The sequence below is a fragment of the Janthinobacterium sp. BJB304 genome, assembly GCF_002735765.1.
GTDB lineage: Bacteria > Pseudomonadota > Gammaproteobacteria > Burkholderiales > Burkholderiaceae_D > Janthinobacterium.
Window position 1 is genome coordinate 35,653 of sequence record NZ_PDZN01000001.1, and the last position, 18,826, is coordinate 54,478.

Annotated in this window: 15 protein-coding genes and 1 riboswitch; of the genes, 4 read left to right on the top strand and 11 right to left on the bottom strand. The window is 61.9% G+C overall.

Annotation, left to right across the window (positions count from 1 at the left end):
- Positions 1-164 precede the first annotated feature (164 nt).
- The 3 genes from CSQ95_RS00150 to hppD form a co-directional block, all read right to left on the bottom strand.
- Positions 165-1,664, bottom strand: coding sequence for a S41 family peptidase (locus tag CSQ95_RS00150; RefSeq protein ID WP_099408023.1), 1,500 nt, complete (start codon positions 1,662-1,664; stop codon positions 165-167).
- A 123-nt stretch (positions 1,665-1,787) separates the two neighbouring features.
- Complete coding sequence (locus tag CSQ95_RS00155) at positions 1,788-5,384, bottom strand: indolepyruvate ferredoxin oxidoreductase family protein (RefSeq protein WP_099408024.1); 3,597 nt, start codon at positions 5,382-5,384, stop codon at positions 1,788-1,790.
- A gap of 365 nt (positions 5,385-5,749) precedes the next feature.
- A complete protein-coding gene (gene hppD, locus CSQ95_RS00160) occupies positions 5,750-6,877 on the bottom strand; it encodes a 4-hydroxyphenylpyruvate dioxygenase (protein WP_070313026.1) in 1,128 nt (375 codons plus the stop codon).
- 125 nt (positions 6,878-7,002) lie between these two features.
- On the opposite strand from hppD, the gene CSQ95_RS00165 reads away from it, so the two are divergent.
- A complete protein-coding gene (locus CSQ95_RS00165) occupies positions 7,003-7,527 on the top strand; it encodes an Lrp/AsnC family transcriptional regulator (RefSeq protein WP_034783525.1) in 525 nt (174 codons plus the stop codon).
- On the opposite strand, the gene CSQ95_RS00170 is transcribed toward CSQ95_RS00165, so the two are convergent.
- From CSQ95_RS00170 to CSQ95_RS00185, 4 genes are all read right to left on the bottom strand, one after another.
- Entirely contained in the window at positions 7,519-8,223 is a 705-nt protein-coding gene (locus CSQ95_RS00170) for a GNAT family N-acetyltransferase (protein ID WP_070220830.1), read from the bottom strand. The two genes, CSQ95_RS00165 and CSQ95_RS00170, sit on opposite strands and share 9 nt — an antisense overlap.
- A gap of 87 nt (positions 8,224-8,310) precedes the next feature.
- On the bottom strand, positions 8,311-9,408 hold the full coding sequence (locus CSQ95_RS00175; protein ID WP_099408025.1) for a multifunctional CCA addition/repair protein: 1,098 nt from the start codon (positions 9,406-9,408) through the stop codon (positions 8,311-8,313).
- A gap of 12 nt (positions 9,409-9,420) precedes the next feature.
- Positions 9,421-10,137, bottom strand: a complete 717-nt coding sequence (locus CSQ95_RS00180; protein WP_086140308.1) for a glutathione S-transferase family protein — start codon at positions 10,135-10,137, stop codon at positions 9,421-9,423.
- Between the two features lie 12 nt (positions 10,138-10,149).
- Positions 10,150-12,105, bottom strand: coding sequence for a lytic transglycosylase domain-containing protein (locus CSQ95_RS00185; RefSeq protein WP_257217900.1), 1,956 nt, complete (start codon positions 12,103-12,105; stop codon positions 10,150-10,152).
- Between the two features lie 137 nt (positions 12,106-12,242).
- Between CSQ95_RS00185 and CSQ95_RS00190 the strand changes: the two genes are divergently transcribed.
- Positions 12,243-12,770, top strand: a complete 528-nt coding sequence (locus tag CSQ95_RS00190; protein ID WP_099408027.1) for a 5-formyltetrahydrofolate cyclo-ligase — start codon at positions 12,243-12,245, stop codon at positions 12,768-12,770.
- A gap of 14 nt (positions 12,771-12,784) precedes the next feature.
- On the opposite strand, the gene metF is transcribed toward CSQ95_RS00190, so the two are convergent.
- The 4 genes from metF to metK all read right to left on the bottom strand — a co-directional run bounded on the left by metF (position 12,785) and on the right by metK (position 16,886).
- The gene (gene metF / locus CSQ95_RS00195; RefSeq protein ID WP_034753084.1) at positions 12,785-13,615 is read right to left on the bottom strand and encodes a methylenetetrahydrofolate reductase [NAD(P)H]; all 831 of its coding nucleotides are present in this window, start codon (positions 13,613-13,615) and stop codon (positions 12,785-12,787) included.
- The gene (locus tag CSQ95_RS00200) at positions 13,602-13,958 is read right to left on the bottom strand and encodes a phage holin family protein (RefSeq protein WP_034783534.1); all 357 of its coding nucleotides are present in this window, start codon (positions 13,956-13,958) and stop codon (positions 13,602-13,604) included. The genes metF and CSQ95_RS00200 overlap by 14 nt, the downstream gene beginning before the upstream one ends.
- Before the next feature lie 117 nt (positions 13,959-14,075).
- The gene (ahcY, locus tag CSQ95_RS00205; protein WP_099408028.1) at positions 14,076-15,500 is read right to left on the bottom strand and encodes an adenosylhomocysteinase; all 1,425 of its coding nucleotides are present in this window, start codon (positions 15,498-15,500) and stop codon (positions 14,076-14,078) included.
- Between the two features lie 27 nt (positions 15,501-15,527).
- Positions 15,528-15,596, bottom strand: a riboswitch (S-adenosyl-L-homocysteine riboswitch).
- A gap of 123 nt (positions 15,597-15,719) precedes the next feature.
- Positions 15,720-16,886: a methionine adenosyltransferase gene (gene metK / locus CSQ95_RS00210; protein ID WP_099408029.1), complete on the bottom strand. Its 1,167-nt coding sequence runs from the start codon at positions 16,884-16,886 to the stop codon at positions 15,720-15,722.
- Positions 16,887-17,074: 188 nt separating this feature from the next.
- Here metK and CSQ95_RS00215 point away from each other — a divergent pair, with 188 nt between their 5' ends.
- Both CSQ95_RS00215 and CSQ95_RS00220 read left to right on the top strand, forming a co-directional pair.
- On the top strand, positions 17,075-17,944 hold the full coding sequence (locus CSQ95_RS00215) for a lysophospholipid acyltransferase family protein (protein WP_099408030.1): 870 nt from the start codon (positions 17,075-17,077) through the stop codon (positions 17,942-17,944).
- Positions 17,941-18,816: a lipid A biosynthesis acyltransferase gene (locus tag CSQ95_RS00220; protein WP_099408031.1), complete on the top strand. Its 876-nt coding sequence runs from the start codon at positions 17,941-17,943 to the stop codon at positions 18,814-18,816. The genes CSQ95_RS00215 and CSQ95_RS00220 overlap by 4 nt, the downstream gene beginning before the upstream one ends.
- The last annotated feature ends 10 nt before the right edge of the window (positions 18,817-18,826 follow it).

Consider the following 18,826-nt stretch of genomic DNA (forward strand, 5'->3'; position numbering starts at 1 on the left):
TTTGCGCTTCTCAAGGTTAGGGAGAAGGCAAAAGATATCAAGATGCCAGCAATTACAGAACGAATGGATTCGTCTTTCTATATATCATAATTGTTATATAGAAATATTTATGAGAAGAAAGATGCCCCACCCTCATCCAGGAAGGGGGGCAACATGGGGTTTTATCATTTCAATACAGCAATTTCCTTGTAGGCCGGGCGCAGCAGCCGCGCCGCCGTGTCGGCCGGACTCGCCGTCGAACTCAACAGTCTGATCGCACCCGTGGCCGGAGTACAGCTGCCGCTGCTGCGGTAGCGCAACGCCGCCGCCAGCATGGCTTCGGCAGGATCGCCCAGCGCGTGCTGGTAATCGTCCGTCACGTCGCACGTTGGCGCCATGCCATCGGCAAAGTCGCCAAAGCCCTTGGCGTTGACACCCTGGAACTGCACGGCGAAATACGTGGTGCCGCAATTCGGCGTGGGATAGAAACCATAGGGCTTGCCGCACGTCGTGCCGCCGATCAGGTTGACCTGCACGTCGACGCCGCGCAAGCCGTTGATGATCGCTTCGCTGGCCGAACAGGTATTGCCCGTCGTCAGCAAGGTCACCCGCTTGAGGCCCAGCGAAGGCAAAGGCGTGCCCTTGGGCAAGGGATTCGGCCCGGCAAAGCCCTGGCTTTGCGTGTGGAATGGCACGGGCGCTTCCGGCCGCGTCTTGTCATTGGCCAGCACCTGCTCGAAGGTCTTGCCGGTGGTGACTTGCGGACCGGCAATCATGTAGGCGAGCTCGCTGGCGACATCGAGATAGCCGCCGCCGTTGTAGCGCACGTCAAGCACCAGGTCGCTGATGCCGGCCGCCTGGAAGCGGCGCATGGTCTCGACCAGCTGGCGTTCGGCCACGTTGTTGTGGGTGTTGAAGGTCAGGTAGCCCACCTTGCCCGTGGGCGTGTCGATGATGCGCTCGTTTTGCACGGCGCTCGTGCTCACTTCCACCGCCTGCAGGTTCGCCGAGAGGGGCGAGCCATTGCGGCTGAACGCCAGCGTGTGCGTGCCTTGCGCTGCAGGGAACAGGCCGGCGTTAATGATCTTCACACTGGCAGCGTCGGGGGCATTGACGAAATCGGTGCCATCGACGGTTTGCAGCTCATCGCCGCGGCGCAAGCCCGCCAGGTCGGCCGGCGAGCCTGGCTCGACGATCGAGATCACGGCCTTGCGCGGCGGCGTGGTGCGCGTCAGCGCCAGCAACATGCCGTAACCGAGCTCCACGCCGTTGAGCGAGGCTTCCCATTCGGCCGTCGTATACGTGAAATGGAACTGGTCCTTCGGCTTGCCGGACGCCATCGTGGCCGTTGTTTTGAGCACATCGAAATACACCTTGGCCGTGGCAAAGCTTTGCGGCAGGTAGGTGGTCGGCACTTCGCGGTACCACAGATACGTTTCATCGATCCAGCTGCGCACCCACGTCTGCTCATCGAGCAAGCTGCCCGGCTTGTCGATGCTGCTGCCGCTGCGCGGCGCCTCGCAACGGTTCGCCACCGTGGAGGAGGCAACCAGCGCCGTCGGCCCTGTCGGAGTCACGGGCGGGACGACGGGCGCGCTGTCGCTGCTGCCGCCTCCACCCCCGCCGCAGGCACTCAACACACATACGAGGGAAACAGCGAGGAAGCCAAGTCGCAGGGAATGCATGAGAAACTTTCCATAAAGAAATTATCGAAAAATTATAATGCGTTTCGCCAGCAAGCGTTGCTTTCTTTGATACAAAAAAATGGCGCCCGCAGGCGCCATTGCTACAGCGAGGAACTCACTCCATCACGCCACGGTGGCCGCCACGGGTGCTGCCACGACGGGCGGCAGCGGCGTCGGCGCATTGAAGGCGATCAAGAGACTGGCTTCCTTCTCTTTCGCCGCCTTCAAATGACGCTCCTTCACGTGGCCATAGCCGCGGATGTCTTCCGGAATGCTGGCGATCGCCACGGCTTGCGCCAGCTTGGCCGTCGTCAGCTTCGGCAGCAAGCCGCCCACCGTCGCGCGGTATTCCGCGATCAGCGCACGCTCCATCTTGCGCTCGGCCGTATGGCCGAACACGTCGAAGGCCGTGCCGCGCAAGCCCTTGAACTTGGCCAGCACGCCGAAGGCCTTCAGCATCCACGGGCCATATTCCTTCTTGATCAGATGACCCTGGGCATCCGTTTTCGCCATGATCGGCGGCGCCAGGTGGAACTTGAGCTTGATGTCGCCTTCGAACATGGACGCGATCTTCGCCTGGAAGGCGCCGTCCGTGTACAGACGCGCCACTTCGTACTCGTCCTTGTAGGCCATCAGCTTGTAGAAGTAACGGGCCACGGCTTCCGTCAGGCGCAAGTGCGGGCCGTTCAGTGCGCTTTCGGCGGCGCGCACCTGGCCGACGAAGTCCAGGTACTGCTGCGCATACGCGCGGTCCTGGTAAGCCGTCAGCAGGGCCACGCGCTTTTCAATGATGTCGTCGAGCGTGTCGATGCGCTTGAATTCCACCACCTTCGCTGGCGTGGTCATGCGCACCAGGCTGGCCGCATCGTGGGCGCCCGCGCGGCCCCAGTTGAAGGCCGCCTTGTTGAATGCTACCGAGACGTTGTTCAAGTCGATGGCCTTCATGATGGCCGCTTCGCTCAAGGGTACCTTGCCCTTTTGCCAGGCGTAACCGAGCATGAACATATTCGTCGCAATCGAGTCGCCCATCAGCGCCGTGGCGATCTGGCCCGCGTCGATGAAGTCGACGTGGTCGCTGCCGCAGGCCTTTTCGATTTCCATGCGCGCCGAAGCGCCGGGGAATTGCCAGTCCGGGTTCTTCACGAAGGCGGCCGTCGACGAGCTGGTCGAGTTGATCATGGCCCAGCTGCGCCCCTCTCCCATGCGCGACAGGGCGTCGCGGCTGGCCGTGACGATCAAATCGCAGCCGATCACCAGGTCAGCCGCACCGGTGCCGACGCGCGTCGAGTGGATATCCTCCTGGCGGTCCGCCAGGCGCACGTGCGACATCACGGGGCCGCCCTTTTGCGCCAGGCCGCTCATGTCCAGCACGGAACAGCCCTTGCCTTCCACGTGGGCCGCCATGGCCAGGATCTGGCCGACGGTGACGACACCCGTGCCGCCGATGCCGGTGACCAGAATGCCGAACGGCTCGGCCGTCGAAGGAATGCTTGGCGTCGGCAAGGCCGGCACGGCTGGCGCATCCTTGTCGGCGGCAGCCGCCTTCTTCGGCTTTTTCAGGCCGCCGCCTTCCACCGTGACGAAACTGGGGCAGAAACCCGTCGTGCACGAGAAATCCTTGTTGCAGGACGACTGGTTGATCTGGCGCTTGCGCCCCAGTTCCGTTTCCAGCGGTTCCACCGACAGGCAGTTCGATTGCACGGAGCAGTCGCCGCAGCCTTCGCAGACGGCTTCGTTGATGACGGCGCGCTTGGCCGGGTCCGGGTATTCATTGCGTTTCCGGCGGCGGCGTTTTTCCGAGGCGCAGGTCTGGTCGTAGATCATGGCCGACACGCCCGGCATGTCGCGCAGTTCGCGCTGCACGTCCATCAGTTCCGAACGGTGGCGCACGGTGACGCCTTCGGCCCAGGCGTAATCGTCCGGGTATTTTTCCGGTTCGTCCGTGACGACGATGATGGGGCCCACGCCTTCGGCGGCGATCTGGCGCGAAATGATGGCCGGAGACAGGGGCCCGTCGAATTCCTGGCCTCCCGTCATCGCCACCGCATCGTTGAACAGAATCTTGTAGGTGATGTTGACCTTGGCCGAGACGGCCGCGCGGATGGCCAGGATGCCCGAGTGGAAATACGTGCCGTCGCCGAGGTTGGTAAACACGTGCTTTTCATTCGTGAACGGCGCCTGCCCCACCCAGGTGACGCCTTCAGCGCCCATGTGGGTAAAGGTCGACGTTTCGCGGTCCATCCACAGCACCATGTAATGGCAGCCGATGCCGGCCAGCGCGCGCGAGCCTTCCGGCACCTTGGTCGAGGTATTGTGCGGGCAGCCGGAGCAGAAGAACGGCGTGCGGTCCTTTTGCGGATCGGGTTTTACGCTGATGGCCTTGAGGACGTTTTCCTTCGCTTCCAGGTAGGCGATGCGTTCTTTCACGCGCTGCTCGACGGGGTGGCCCGCGTAGTAGCGCGAAATGCGGCTGGCGATCGCACGGGCGATCATCGCCGGGTTCAATTCATACGTGGCCGGCAGCAGCCAGTCGCCGTGACCCGTGCCCTTCTGGTTGCTCCACTCGCCCGTGTCGTCGAACTTGCCGACCACGCGCGGACGCTCGCCATCCTTCAGGTTATACAGCTCTTCCTTCAGCGCGTATTCGAGGATTTGCCGCTTTTCTTCCACCACGAGGATTTCGTCGAGGCCCTTGGCGAATTCATGCACGCCGTCCGCTTCCAGCGGCCAGGTCATGCCGATCTTGTACAGGCGGATGCCGATGTCGGACGCCGTCTGCTCGTCGATGCCCAGGTCGGCCAGCGCCTGGCGCGTGTCCAGATACGATTTGCCGGCCGTGATGATGCCGATGCGCGCCTTCGGGCTGTCCCAGATGATTTTGTTGAGCTTGTTGGCACGCGCATACGCCAGCGCCGCATACCATTTGTAGCTGTTCATGCGAACTTCTTGTTCCAGCACCGTGTCGGGCCAGCGGATGTTCAAGCCACCGGCCGGCATCTCGAAGTCGGTCGGCAAAGTGATCTGCACGCGGTCCGGGTCGAAATCGACGGCGGCGCCCGACTCGATGATGTCGGTCACGCATTTCATCGACACCCACAAGCCCGTGTAGCGGCTCATGGCCCAGGCGTGCAAGCCGTAATCGATGTATTCCTGCACCGACGACGGGTACAGCACGGGGATGCCGCAGGCGTTCAGGATATGGTCGGACTGGTGCGCCGTGGACGAGGATTTGGCCGCGTGGTCGTCGCCGGCCAGCACCAGCACGCCGCCGTGCTTGGCGGAACCGGCGTTATTCGCGTGCTTGAAGACGTCGCCGCAGCGGTCGACGCCGGGACCCTTGCCGTACCACATGCCGAACACGCCGTCGTACTTCGCGTCTTCGAACAGATTCGTCTGCTGCGTGCCCCAGACAGCAGTGGCGGCCAGGTCTTCGTTCAGGCCCGGGTGGAATTTGACGTGGTGTTCATCGAGGTATTTCTTGGCCTTGATCGCCGTCATGTCGACGGACGTCACAGGCGAACCGCGGTAGCCGGTGATGTAGCCGGCCGTATTCAGGCCAGCCTTGAGGTCGCGCTCGCGCTGCAGCATGGGCAGGCGGATCAACGCTTGCGTGCCCGTCATGAAGGCGCGGCCACGCTCCAGGGTGTATTTGTCGTTCAGGGAAATTTCGGACGCGTGCGCGCCCGGCTCAAGACTCGAGCCCTTGATTGGTGCATTCATTACTTGTCTCCATTATTCTCTGTGCTACGCGTGCAGGTCGGTTGAACTCACACGTACCGGCCGCGCTTTATGAGCAATGCCGGTGCGGAAAAATGACTTGTTTGTCGTAGACTACCACAGGAAGGCGCGCAGTTCTTTGCTGCGCTGCACTCCCGCGTTCTTACCTTTTTGCTGCTTCTTTTTCTGGCAATGTCGGCAATGTCGGATGACGCTGCGCTCATCCGACCTACAGATATTGGCCGCTTGCTGGCAATGTCGGATTACGCTGCGCCTCGGCGGCCCCGCTCATCCGACATACTGCCAGGACCAACCCTGTAGGTCGGCTTATCCGGAACGGCGTAAGCCGACAAACAGCAGCCCCCGGCTTAGGCCGCGTTCGTATCTTTCAGCACGCCGCGCTTGATCTGGTCCAGCTCGATCGATTCGAACAGCGCGCGGAAATTGCCTTCGCCGAAGCCCTGGTCGCCCTTGCGCTGGATGATCTCGAAGAAGATCGGGCCGATCACCGTCTGCGTGAAGATTTGCAGCAGCAGTTCGCGTTCGTTTTCCGTGCTGTGGCCATCGATCAGGATGCGCAGGCGGCGCAGTTCTTCCAGCTGCTCGCCGTGGTTCGGCAGGCGGCGGTTGACCAGCTCATAGTACGTTTCAATCGTATCCTGGAAATCGATACCCGTATCGCGCATGCCTTGCACGGAGGCGTAGATATTGTCCGTGCCCAGCGCGATGTGCTGGATGCCTTCGCCATGGTACTGGTCCAGGTATTCGGCGATCTGCGACTTGTCGTCCGACGATTCGTTGATCGGGATGCGGATCTTGCCGCACGGCGAAGTCATGGCCTTCGATTTGAGGCCCGTCAGCTTGCCTTCGATGTCGAAATAGCGCACTTCGCGGAAGTTGAACAGGTTTTCATAGAAGCTTGCCCATTCCTTCATGCGGCCGCGGTGCACATTGTGCGTCAGGTGGTCGATGTAGGTCAGGCCATGGCCGACGGGGTTGGCGACGGCGCCGGGAATGGCGACGAAATCGACGTCATAGATGCTGATGTCGCCGATGCCGCCCGGTGCGGCCGCGTCCGGCTTGTCGGCGCCCTTGCCGCGCCAGCGGTCGACGAAGTACAGCAGCGAATCGCCCACGCCCTTGATGGCGGGGATATTCAGCTCCATCGGACCCGTTTTGTTATCGAAACCCCAGGCGCCCAGCTCCAGCGCGCGGCGGTAGACGAAGGCCGCGTCGTCGACGCGGATGGCGATGGCGCACACGGACGGGCCGTGATGGCGGGCAAAACGCTGCGCGAACGAATCTTGTTCGGCATTGATGATGAAATTGATGTCGCCCTGACGGTACAGGGTGACATCCTTGTGGCGGTGGCGCGCGATGGCCGTGAATCCCATGTTCTCGAACAGCTTGCCCAATGCTTTTGGGTCTGGTGCTGCATACTCGACGAACTCGAAACCATCGGTACCCATCGGGTTATCCCAAGGCTGAAATTGCATGATGTCTCCTCCAAGAAGTAGCGCACAGTATAGGCGTGGGTCACGGGCATTAAATGCCAAAGATCTCCCGAACAATCATGATTTGCGCAATAATATTGCGTGAAACACGAACCACCGGAGGAAGCATGAGCAAAATTACGCTGGATAAAACGGATCGCAAGATCCTCTCCGTCCTGCAGGCCGATGGCCGCCTGTCGAATCAGGACGTGGCCGAGCAGGTCAGCCTGTCGCCGTCGCCATGCTTGCGCCGCGTCAAACGGCTGGAAGAAGCGGGCGTGATCCGCCAGTACGTGGCCCTGCTGGACCCGGAAAAGATCGGCCTGGGCTTGCTCGCTTACGTGAACGTGCGGCTGGAAAAGCACAGCGACGCCACGGCCCACAGCACGGCGCGCGTGCTGGCGCCGAATCTGGTGACGAATACCTCGCCGCGCGCGGACTTCGCCGTGGCCGTGGCGCAATGGCCGGAAGTGGTGGCCTGCTATGCGATGACGGGCGAAATGGATTATCTGTTGCGCGTGCACGTGGAAGACATGGAGCACTTTTCGCGCTTCATGATGGCCACGCTGCTGCGCCACCCGGCCGTGCTGGATGTCAAATCGAGCTTTGCCTTGCAGCGCATCAAGGATACGACGGCCCTGCCCTTATTGTGATGGCGGCCCGGGCTGCTTCTTGCGCCCCGGCAAGCGTTCGAACAGTTTGCTGGCGGCGCGCGCATTCGCCTTGAAGGTGTAATCGAACATGGCGAACTGCTCCTGCACGGCTTCCTGCAGCATGCTCGTCGGGTTCGGCGGCAACAGTTTCAAATAAGCATCAGCTTCGCCGTAGTCGCGCTGGATTTCCATGCCCGCCTTCTTGGCGATATGCATCATCGTTTTGTTGGACGACAAACAATGCATGTACAGGGTATCGACATCGTTGTTGCGGCAGTGAATCGCCGCCCGCTCGAACAGTTTCGAACCGACGCCCATGCCGCGCATCGATTTCGACACGGACACGCCGAATTCCGCCACCTGCTCCTTGTCCGTCACCACGCTTTTCGCCGGCGACTGGTCCTTCGGCGCAAACGCCAGATGGCCCACGCCCACCAGCTTGAACAGGCTGTTGTAGACGCCGTAGATCATGTCGCGCGAGAAATCCATCTTTTGCACGTACTGCGCGACGAGTTCATCGGGCAAGGCGCTGCCGAAGCGCAGCAAACGGTCGCTTTTCTCGAGCGACAGAAAATGCTTCATCATGCGGCGCCGGTCGCGCTCATGCAACTGCTTGACGAGCACGGTCGGGCGCCCGCCGCCGCTACGGCTGAGCCAGCGGCGAAACGGGTTTTGAAACAGCTTGGGTAAGGTCACGTCGACTCCTGGGGGCGGTGCTGCGGCACGTCAGGCCGTTATTGTGCAGTGCAACATCATGGCGCCATTGTAGCCTATTCCCACCATTCAAGCCTGGGCCAGGAAAGCCGCCACGGCCGCCACCCGCGCCACATGGATGACTTCGGGAATGCGTTTCGGCTCCGTACAGCCCTGCGCCAGCGCACCCGCATTCACGCCGCGCGCCGCGTCCAGCCCGCCCTGCAGCCGCGCCGCCTGAGGAAAGCCGCCGGTGACCAGTCCGTCGCAGGCCACGGCCTGCAACAGTTGCACGAAGCGCTGCGGCTTGCGCAAGCCGTCGCAGCGTTCGCACAGACTGACGATGGCCTCGGCGCCCAAGTCCAGCGCGCCGTTGATATTGTCCAGCTCGCGCGCTGCCATGACGGCCAGTTCGCGGCACTCGTTGGGCACGCGCAGGCGCTCGCTCAGCTGCTCGATGGCATCCTTGCTCAAATGCAGCATCAAGGCGGCAAAGCGCACGGGCAAGTCATGACCTTGCGCGGCCGCGTGGTCGACGACCTGCAGCAAGCGCTCGCTGATGGTAATTTCCCCCATGATGCGCGCCAGTGCGCCGCACTCGTGCAGCACCGTCAGCATGCGCGCAGGATGGCTTTCCATCAGTCCCTTGGCCACTTCCTGCCACACGCGCTCGGCCACCAGGGCGTCGACTTCGCCGTTGGCCACCATCTGGCGCATCAGCGCCATGGTGGCCGGTGCGACAGTGAAAGTATGAAAACGGGCCGCAAAGCGGGCCAGACGCAGGATGCGCACGGGGTCTTCGCCGAACGCGTCGGAGACGTGGCGGAAGATCTTGTTCCCGATATCCGCGACGCCGCCGAACGGGTCGGTCAACGTCCCGTCCTCGGCTTGCGCGATGGCGTTGATGGTCAGATCGCGCCGCACCAGATCGTCTTCCAGCGTGACGTCGGGCGCCGTGTGGAAGACGAAACCGCGGTAGCCGGGGGCCGTCTTGCGTTCCGTGCGGGCCAAGGCGTATTCTTCCTGCGTCTTCGGGTGCAAAAACACGGGAAAATCCTTGCCGACGGGCCGGAAGCCCTGGCGCAGCATGTCTTCCGGCGTGGCGCCCACGACGACGTGGTCGTGGTCTTTCACGGGCAAGCCCAGCAGTTGGTCGCGCACCGCGCCACCGACCGTGTAAATCTTCATGGTCACTTTTCTTTAATCGGGGAGTTCCGCGTCGTGCTTGGGCGCTGTTTCCGTTTCCGCCAGCGCTTCCGCGATCCAGCGGGCCACGGCAGGGTGCGCCTGCACGCGCTCGCAGTAGGCGTTCAGGGCCGGCGCCAGCGACACGCCATACGTGCGGAAACGCATGACGACGGGGGCGAAATACGCATCGGCGATGGAAAACTCGCCAAACAGGAACTGGTGATGGCCAAAGCGCGACAAGCACTCTTCCCAGATTTCGCTGATGCGGCCGATGTCGGCCTGCGCGGCGGCCGTGCGGCCCCGTCCCGGCAACTTCGCCTTGATATTCATCGACATGTCCGTGCGCAAGCCGGTAAAGCCCGAATGCATTTCCGCACAGACACAACGCGCCATGGCGCGCGCGGCCACGTCTTGCGGCCACATGTGTTTGTCAGGAAACTGCTCGGCCAGGTATTCGCAGATGGCCAGGCTGTCCCAGATCGTGATCTCGCCCGCCAGCAGCACGGGCACCCGGCCGCAGGCCGAATATTCGGCAATTTTGGTGGCCGTATCGCTCTGGTCGAGCAGCACGCGCACTTCATGGAACGGAATGCCGAAGGCCGTCATGGCCACCCACGGGCGCATCGACCATGACGAGTAATTCTTGTTGCCGATGATGAGAGTCAGGCCCGGCTCGCGCGCGGCGGCCAGGGTTTGCGTCAGGCTGGGATCAAGGATGGTCGTTTGCATGGTCGGCTAGCTTTAGTTGGATGATGGCAAATCGGCAGAAACAGCGCTATTCTTCGGCCCCACGGTGCCCAGGCGCGCTTTCAGCGACTGCGGGCTTTTTTCGAACAGGGCCGCGTAATACGTGGCGTTGGCCATCACGTTTTTCACGTAGCCGCGCGTTTCCGTGTAGGGAATGATCTCGGCAAAGATGGCGCCTTCCAGCGGACGCGTCATGGTGGCGCGCCAGATGCGCAAGCGCCCCGGCCCCGCGTTGTAGGCGGCGCTGGCCAGCACTTGCGAACCGTCCAGGCCACCGAGCACCATGTTCAGGTAGTTCGTGCCCAGCAAGACGTTGGTGCGCACATCGCTCAAGGTTTCCGTGACGAAATCGGTCAGGCCGATCTTCTTGGCGACATAACGGGCCGTCGACGGCATGACCTGCATCAAACCGGACGCGCCCACGTGCGACTGCGCATCCATGATGAAGCGCGATTCCTGGCGGATCAAGCCGTACACCCAGGCCTTATCCAGGCCCAGGGTTTGCGTGGCCGGATGCATGACGTCGTCGTGCGGCGTCGGATAGCGTTGCGTATAGTCCACTTCCAGGCGCGTGCGGTCCGAGGTGTTGACCATGCGGTCGAGCACATTGTTCTGGCGCGCAAATTCCGCGGCGGCCAGATGTTGCCGGTCCGTCATCGAACGCAACTCCCAATTCCACTCGCGCGTGCCCTCGAAGCGCAAGCGCATATTGAAAAACTTCAAGGCACGCTGCAAGCCCGGATTGGCGGCCATGGCGGCGATTTCCGCCGGCGTGACGGGCTGGCCCGGCGGCGGCAAGACCAGGTGGTTGCCCAGCTCTTCATTGGCCAGCAAGCCGTAGAAATTCGATTGATCGCTGATCGTGCGGTACAAGGCATCGGCCTGCGCATTCGGGCGGCCCGGCGTTTCCGCCTGCTGCGCGCGCGCCAGCCAGTAGACCCAAGTCGGGTCCGTGCGCAGCGAGGCCGGCATGGCCTGAATCGCCGCCTTCACCTGGGGCCAGTTGCCTTCACGCAAGGCGATACGCGCCTTCCATTGCATCTGCTCCTGGGTCAACGGTGCGCCATTGGTTTTTTGCCAATATTCAAATGCTTCCGGCGCCAGCGAATACGACGCCTGCAAGGCCAGGCTGGCCCAGCCGATGGCCTGTTCCTGCGCCGTCAGCTGCGCACTCGCCTTTTGCAGCGCCACCACGCCCAGTTTTAATGTGCTTTTCGCCATGCGGCCGACGGCCACGAGGTACATCTCGTGGTCGGCGCGACTGGCGCCCGGGCCCTTGGCCAGCACCAGCGCGGGCAAATCGATCGCTTGCGCCATCTTCGCGTCGGAGGCGCCCAGCAGCAGCGCGATACGGCGAGCCGGACCCGTGGCGTTGGTCTGGCCCGCCAGGCGGATCTGCGCCCACAGGTCGTTCGTGTCGAACTGGCCGTTTTGCGCCAATGCCGCGATCAGGCTGCCGCACGCTTCGCCATAGCCCGGTGGCGAGACGAGCAGCTTGCGCGCCTCGGACGCCACGTTCTGGCCCTTGGCGGCGCGCGACATCAGCGCATAGCACTTGAGCTGGGTATCGTCGTCGAGGGCGAATTGCGGATATTGTTCATCGAACACGACCCAGTCGCGCTTGCGGCCCAGTTCCAGCAGCCAGTCGTTGCGGAAACGGTCGGCGATGGCGCTGCCCTTGTAGCGGTTCAGGTAATCGCGAAATTGCGCCTCGGTCAGCAGTTTGATGCGCGGTTTCAGCCGATAATAGTCAACATACGATGGAATCTGGTAATTCGTCAGGCGCCCCGCATAAAAGTCGGCTTTTTCGGCGTCATCCTTGCGCGCGGCGTCGCGCAGCAGCAGGAAGGCATCGTCCTCGCTGCGCGTGTCGGGGGCGGCTGGGGAGACGGTGGTCGATACCTGGGCCAGGGCGGCCAGGGGAGACAAGGCCGATGCAACACACAGCATCGTGCCGGCAATCCATTTCAGTGGGGAAATCAATGTACGACTCTCAATCTTAACTTGATGGTGATATGAATAGCGACCCTAGAATAACATGTGATCCGGCTACACGGCCACCCATTGCGCCACAGGAAAAAGCCGGCTTGCGCAAAGCCTTGCTGGCGGCCAGGCGCGCCCTGCCCGAGACCACGCGAGTAAGGTGGGATACGGCCATCGCGCAGCGCCTGCTCGACTGGTGCGCCGGGGAAAACGTCAAGGAACTGGGCGTGTACTGGCCCCTGCACGGCGAGCCGGACTTGCACGAGGCATATGCGCAGCTGGCCGCGCGCGGCGTGCAATTAAGCTTGCCCGTGGTGCTGGAAAAACATGCGCCGCTGGCATTTTCCGACTGGACGCCGGGCGAGCCCATGGTCAAGGATGGCATGGGCGTGGCCGTGCCCGCGCAATTGCGCCTGCGCCCGGCGCCGGCCGCCCTGCTGGTGCCCTGCCTGGGTTTTAACCAGGAACGCTTTCGCCTCGGCTATGGCGGCGGCTATTACGACCGCACGCTGGCCCAAACACCCCGTCCGCGTACGCTCGGCATCGCGTATGCCTGCCTGGCGGCAAGTTTTCCCAACGGCGAATACGACATCGCCCTCGATCACATCGTGACCGAGGGCGATCTGTTCTGACAAGTCAGGACGGTTTATTTCACCAGGCGCTGCCACAAGGCCGTCGTGGGCGCCGCCTGGTTCATGCTATAGAAATGCAAGCCTGGCGCGCCGCCTTCCAACAGGCGTTCGCACAGCCCCGTCACCACGTCCAGGCCAAAAGCCTTGATGGACGCGCTGTCGTCGCCGAAGCTGGCCAGTTTCAGACGCACCCAGCGTGGAATTTCCGCGCCGCACATGTCCGAAAAGCGCATCAGCTGCGTGTAGTTCGTGATCGGCATGATGCCGGCCACGATGGGCACGTTGATGCCCATCTTCTGCGTCTGCTCGACAAACTGGAAATACGCGTCGGCATTGTAGAAGTACTGGGTGATGGCGGCATTGGCGCCGGCCTGCACCTTGCGCGCGAACGCGTTCAGGTCGTCTTGCGGCGAACGGGCTTGCGGATGCACCTCCGGATAGGCGGCCACTTCGATATGAAAATGGTCGCCCGTCTCGGCGCGGATGAATTCCACCAGCTCGTTGGCGTAACGGAACTCGCCCGAGGCGCCGTAGCCGCTGGGCAAGTCGCCGCGCAAGGCCACGATACGCTTCACGCCGGCCGCCTTGAAGTCGGCCAGCACGGCGCGGATCGATTCGCGCGAACCGCCCACGCAAGACAGATGGGGTGCGGCCTGTTCGCCGGCCGCCAGGATTTCGCGCACGGTGTCCAGGGTGCCCTGCTGCGTCGTGCCGCCCGCGCCGAACGTCACCGAGAAATACTTCGGATGCAATTCAGACAACTTGACGCGTGTGGCGCGCAGCTTTTCCGCCCCTTCCGGGGTTTTAGGCGGGAAAAACTCAATACTGAAATTATGCTTTTCCATCGTCATTACTCAAAAGTAAGGTCGACAGGGCCCAGGAAATGATGCTGTACAGAATGGCGCCGCCCACGGCAGACCAGAAACTGGCGACATGGAAACCATCGATCACCTGCGCCACCAGCCAGAATAGGAAGCCATTGATGATCAAAATGAACAGGCCCAGCGACAGGAACGTCACGGGCAGGGTCAGCAGGATCAGCAAAGGGCGGATCAGCGCATTGACCAGCCCCAGCACGGCGGCGGCCAGCAGCGCGGTCCAGCCGCTGCTCATCGTCACCGAGTGCATCAGGTAGGGGACGGCAAACAGGGCTGCCGCATTGATAAACCAAATCAGTAGCAAGCGCATTTCTCTAGCCTGTCAAAAAAGAGGAGCAAGCCGGCATAGCCGGCCTTTTCAAAGTACACCGATCAGTCTTGTTGCCTCAGGAACCGTAGCGAGCAGGTTCCCGAGGCAAGCAACCGATTAATAGCGGTAGTGCTCGGGCTTGTATGGACCTTCCGTGCGCACGCCAATGTAGTCGGCTTGCTCTTGCGTCAGTTCCGTCAGCTGCGCATTCAACTTTTTGAGTTGCAAACGGGCGACTTTTTCATCCAGGTGTTTTGGCAGGGTGTACACGCCGACCGGGTAGTTGGCCGTGTTCGCGTACAGCTCGATCTGGGCGATCGTCTGGTTGGCAAACGACGAGCTCATCACGTACGACGGGTGGCCCGTGCCGCAACCGAGGTTGACCAAACGGCCTTCGGCCAGCAGGATGATGCGGCGGCCCGACGGGAAGATGATGTGGTCGACTTGCGGCTTAATGTTTTCCCACTCGTATTGTTTCAACGAAGCGACATCGATTTCATTGTCAAAGTGACCAATGTTGCAGACTATGGCCTGGTCTTTCATGCGCGTCAGGTGATCGTGCGTCAGGATGTGATAGTTGCCGGTGCAGGTGACGAAGATGTCGCCGTGTTCGCACGCGTAATCCATCGTCACCACGCGGTAGCCTTCCATCGCCGCCTGCAGTGCGCAGATCGGGTCGACTTCCGTCACCCACACTTGCGCCGACAAGGCGCGCATGGCTTGCGCCGAACCCTTGCCCACGTCACCGTAACCGGCGATGACGGCCACTTTACCGGCGATCATCACGTCGGTGGCGCGCTTGATGCCATCGACCAAGGACTCGCGGCAGCCATACAGGTTGTCGAATTTCGATTTCGTGACGGAATCGTTGACGTTGATCGCAGGGAAAGCCAGCTTGCCTTCCTTGTGCATCTGGTACAGGCGGTGCACGCCGGTCGTCGTTTCTTCCGTCACGCCCAAGATTTCCGGCAGGCGCTTCGAGTACCAGGTCGGGTCGGCCAGCAAGTGCTTCTTGATCGAGTTGAACAGGCAGATTTCTTCGTCCGAACCAGGGTTGGCCAGCACCGACAGGTCGGTTTCCGCGCGCACGCCCAGGTGCAGCAGCAGGGTCGCATCGCCGCCATCGTCGAGGATCATGTTCGAGTAGACAGCCTTGCCGTCCGCATCCGGCCATTCGAAGATGCGGTGCGTGTATTCCCAGTAGTCGTCCAGCGACTCGCCCTTGACGGCGAACACCGGCGTGCCGGCGGCAGCGATGGCGGCGGCAGCGTGATCTTGCGTGGAGTAAATGTTGCACGATGCCCAACGCACTTGCGCGCCCAGTGCTTCCAGGGTCTGGATCAGCACGGCGGTCTGGATGGTCATGTGGATGGAACCGGTGATGCGCGCGCCTTTCAGAGGCTGCGCTGCCGCGAATTCTTCGCGGATGGCCATCAGGCCAGGCATTTCCGTTTCAGCAATCTTGATTTCTTTGTCGCCCCATGCGGCCAAGGTGATATCGGCGATGGTGTAGTCGTATTGCGATTTGAGTACGGCGTTCATCACGCCCTCCTTTCAGTTGTTGAAAAAGGTACGTGAGCGCGGTTGCAGGATATTCCGAGCCTGGCGAATTTCTTCGTCGCAACGCTCCTCGGACGGTGGATTTTAACATCGTCAATGCCGGCGCGCCAGCTTGTTCGCCATACATTGCCACGTAACAACACATAAAAAAAGCGCCCGCAGCCTGGCGGCCGGGGCGCTTTTCTTGCACATCTGACTAGATTACTTCAGGCCGGCAGCGTCGCGCAGCAGGGCGACCTTGTCCGTGCGCTCCCACGTGAATTCCGGCTCTTCGCGGCCGAAGTGGCCGTAGGCGGCGCTCTTCTGGTAGATCGGGCGCAGCAGGTCGAGCATTTGCACGATGCCTTTTGGACGCAGATCAAAGTGCGCCAGCACCAGCTTGGCGATTTCCGCGTCGGGAATTACGCCCGTGCCTTCCGTGTAGACGGTGATGTTGATCGGCTTGGCCACGCCGATGGCGTAGCTGACCTGCACCTGGCATTGACGCGCCAGGCCGGCCGCGACGATGTTTTTCGCCACATAGCGGGCCGCATACGCTGCCGAACGGTCGACTTTCGATGGGTCCTTGCCCGAGAACGCGCCGCCGCCGTGCGGGGCCGCGCCACCGTAGGTGTCGACGATGATCTTGCGCCCGGTCAAGCCGCAATCGCCTTGCGGACCGCCGATGACGAAACGGCCCGTCGGGTTGACGAGGAATTTGGTCTCCGTCAGCCATTCGCGCGGCAGGATGGGCTTGATGATTTCTTCGATGACGGCTTCTTCGATCTGCTTGTGCGAGATTTCCGGCGCATGCTGGGTCGACAGCACCACCGTGTGCACGCCGACGGGGCGGCCATCGACGTAGCGCAGGGTTACTTGCGATTTCGCATCCGGACGCAGCCATGGCAGACGGCCATCCTTGCGCAGTTGTGACTGGCGCTCGACCAGGCGGTGCGCGTAGTGGATGGCGGCGGGCATCAGCTCGGCCGTTTCATCGCAGGCGTAGCCGAACATCAGGCCCTGATCGCCGGCGCCTTGATCCAGGTCAATGCCAGCACCTTCATCGACGCCTTGCGCGATGTCCGGCGACTGCTTGTCGTAGGCCACCAGCACGGCGCAACCCTTGTAGTCGATACCGTATTCCGTGTTGTCGTAGCCGATGCGTTTGATGGTTTCGCGCGCAACTTGAATATAATCAACATTGGCGTGCGTGGTAATCTCGCCAGCCAGTACCACCAGACCCGTGTTGCACAGGGTTTCGGCGGCCACGCGGGCGGCTGGATCCTGGGCCAGGATGGCGTCAAGGATGGCGTCGGAAATTTGATCGGCAACCTTGTCGGGATGGCCTTCCGAAACGGATTCGGAAGTGAAGAGATAGTCGTTTGACATTGCAAGCTCCTGATTACTATGTGAATGTTCTGTCGCAGTAAAGAGGATTTTGCCTGCGACGCTTTAGCGAGATTTATATTCCGCATCGCAAGTTGTCTATTAACTCAGCGGTTACTGCATACGTGGTATTTTACGCTTCTTAAAAAATTTTGGCACGGCAACACGCCATTCCTGGAAATAGCTTATACATGTTAGTCCCAATTTTCCGCTTCTTGTCCGTCTTTCCCCTGCCCGTCCTGCATGGCCTTGGCGCTGTGCTGGGATGGGTGATTTACGCCATTTCCCCGTCCTACCGCCGCCGCATGCGCGAGAACATGCAAGGTGCGGGGTTTTCGCAACACTTGCACACGGCCGTGGCCGAAGCGGGCAAGAGCGTGCTGGAACTGCCCTTCATCTGGTGCGCCCCCGCCGAGCGCGTGGCGCGCCATGCGACGGTGGAAAACTGGGAACTGGTGGAAAAAGCGCTGCAGCATGGCCGCGGCATTGTCTTCCTGACACCACACCTGGGCTGCTTTGAAATCGTCGCCCAGCAAATCGCCCTGCGCACGCCGCTCACCGTAATGTACCGCCCGCCCAAGCGCGCCGCCCTGAAACCGCTGATCGAAGGGGCGCGCGCGCGCGAAAACCTGATGCTGGCGCCGGCGAACATGTCGGGCGTGCGCATCTTCGCCAAATGCCTGAAAAAGGGACAACCGATCGGCCTGCTGCCCGACCAGGTGCCGCAGGAAGGCGAAGGCGTATGGGCCGATTTCTTCGGCCGCCCCGCCTACACCATGACCCTGCCCGCCAAGCTGGCGCAGATGGGCGGCGCCGAAGTCATCATCACCTACGCGGAACGCCTGCCGGGCGGGCGCGGCTATGTCGTGCATTTCGTGCCCTTCACCGAGTCGCTCGACAGCAGCTCGGCCGAACAGGCGCGCACCATCAATGCTGCCATGGAGCAATTGATCGCGCGCAGCCCGGCGCAATACCTGTGGAGCTACAACCGCTATAAAGTGCCGCGCGGCGCGGCGCCGCCCACGCCCGCCACGACCGATGCCGCAGGGGAGCAGGCATGAGACTGCTGATCGCCTTCATGTGGCTGCTGCACTGGCTGCCCTTGCCCATCCTCGGCCGCTTCGGCATGGCCGTCGGCAGCGTGCTGTTCATCGCCATGCCCACGCGGCGCAGGATCGCCCTGACGAATCTGCGCCTGTGCATGCCGGAACTGACGGAAGCCCAGCGCGTGGCGCTGGCGCGCCAGCATTTCCAGGCCTATTCGCGCAGCGTGTGGGAACGCAGCATTCTGTGGTGGTCATCAGAAGCGCGATTGAACCGCCTGATCAAAAAGGTGCCCGCCTTCCCGGGCCAGCAGATCGCAGCCAAGCCCACCATCTTGCTGTGCCCGCACTTCGTCTGCCTCGACGTGGCCGGCGCCGCCACGGCCATGGAAATTTCCGCGTCGTCGATGTACGTGCAGCAAAAGAATGCCGCCTTCGACCAGGCCTTGCGCAACGGCCGTTCGCGCTTCAAGCCGCCCAAGCTGTTTACGCGCCAGGACGGCATCAAGACGATTTTGCGCGCGCTGCGCGACGGCTTGCCGTATTTCATGCTGCCGGACATGGACTTCGGCGAAAAGGATGCAGAATTTGTGCCCTTCTTCGGCGTGCCAGCCGCCACCCTGACGGCCACGGCGCGCCTGGCGCTGGCCGCCAAGGCGCAGGTGATTCCCGTCATCGCCACTTTTTTACCCAATTACCAGGGCTGGCAAGTGACCTATTACCCGGCCTGGGACGATTATCCGGGCGACGACATCACGGCCGCCACGCGCCGCATGAACGAATTCATCGAAGAGCGCGTGCGCGAAGCGCCGGCCGAGTATTTCTGGACGCATAAACGCTTCAAGACGCGTCCGGAAGGCGAAGCCTCGTTCTATAACCAGCACAAGTGATACGGCAGAA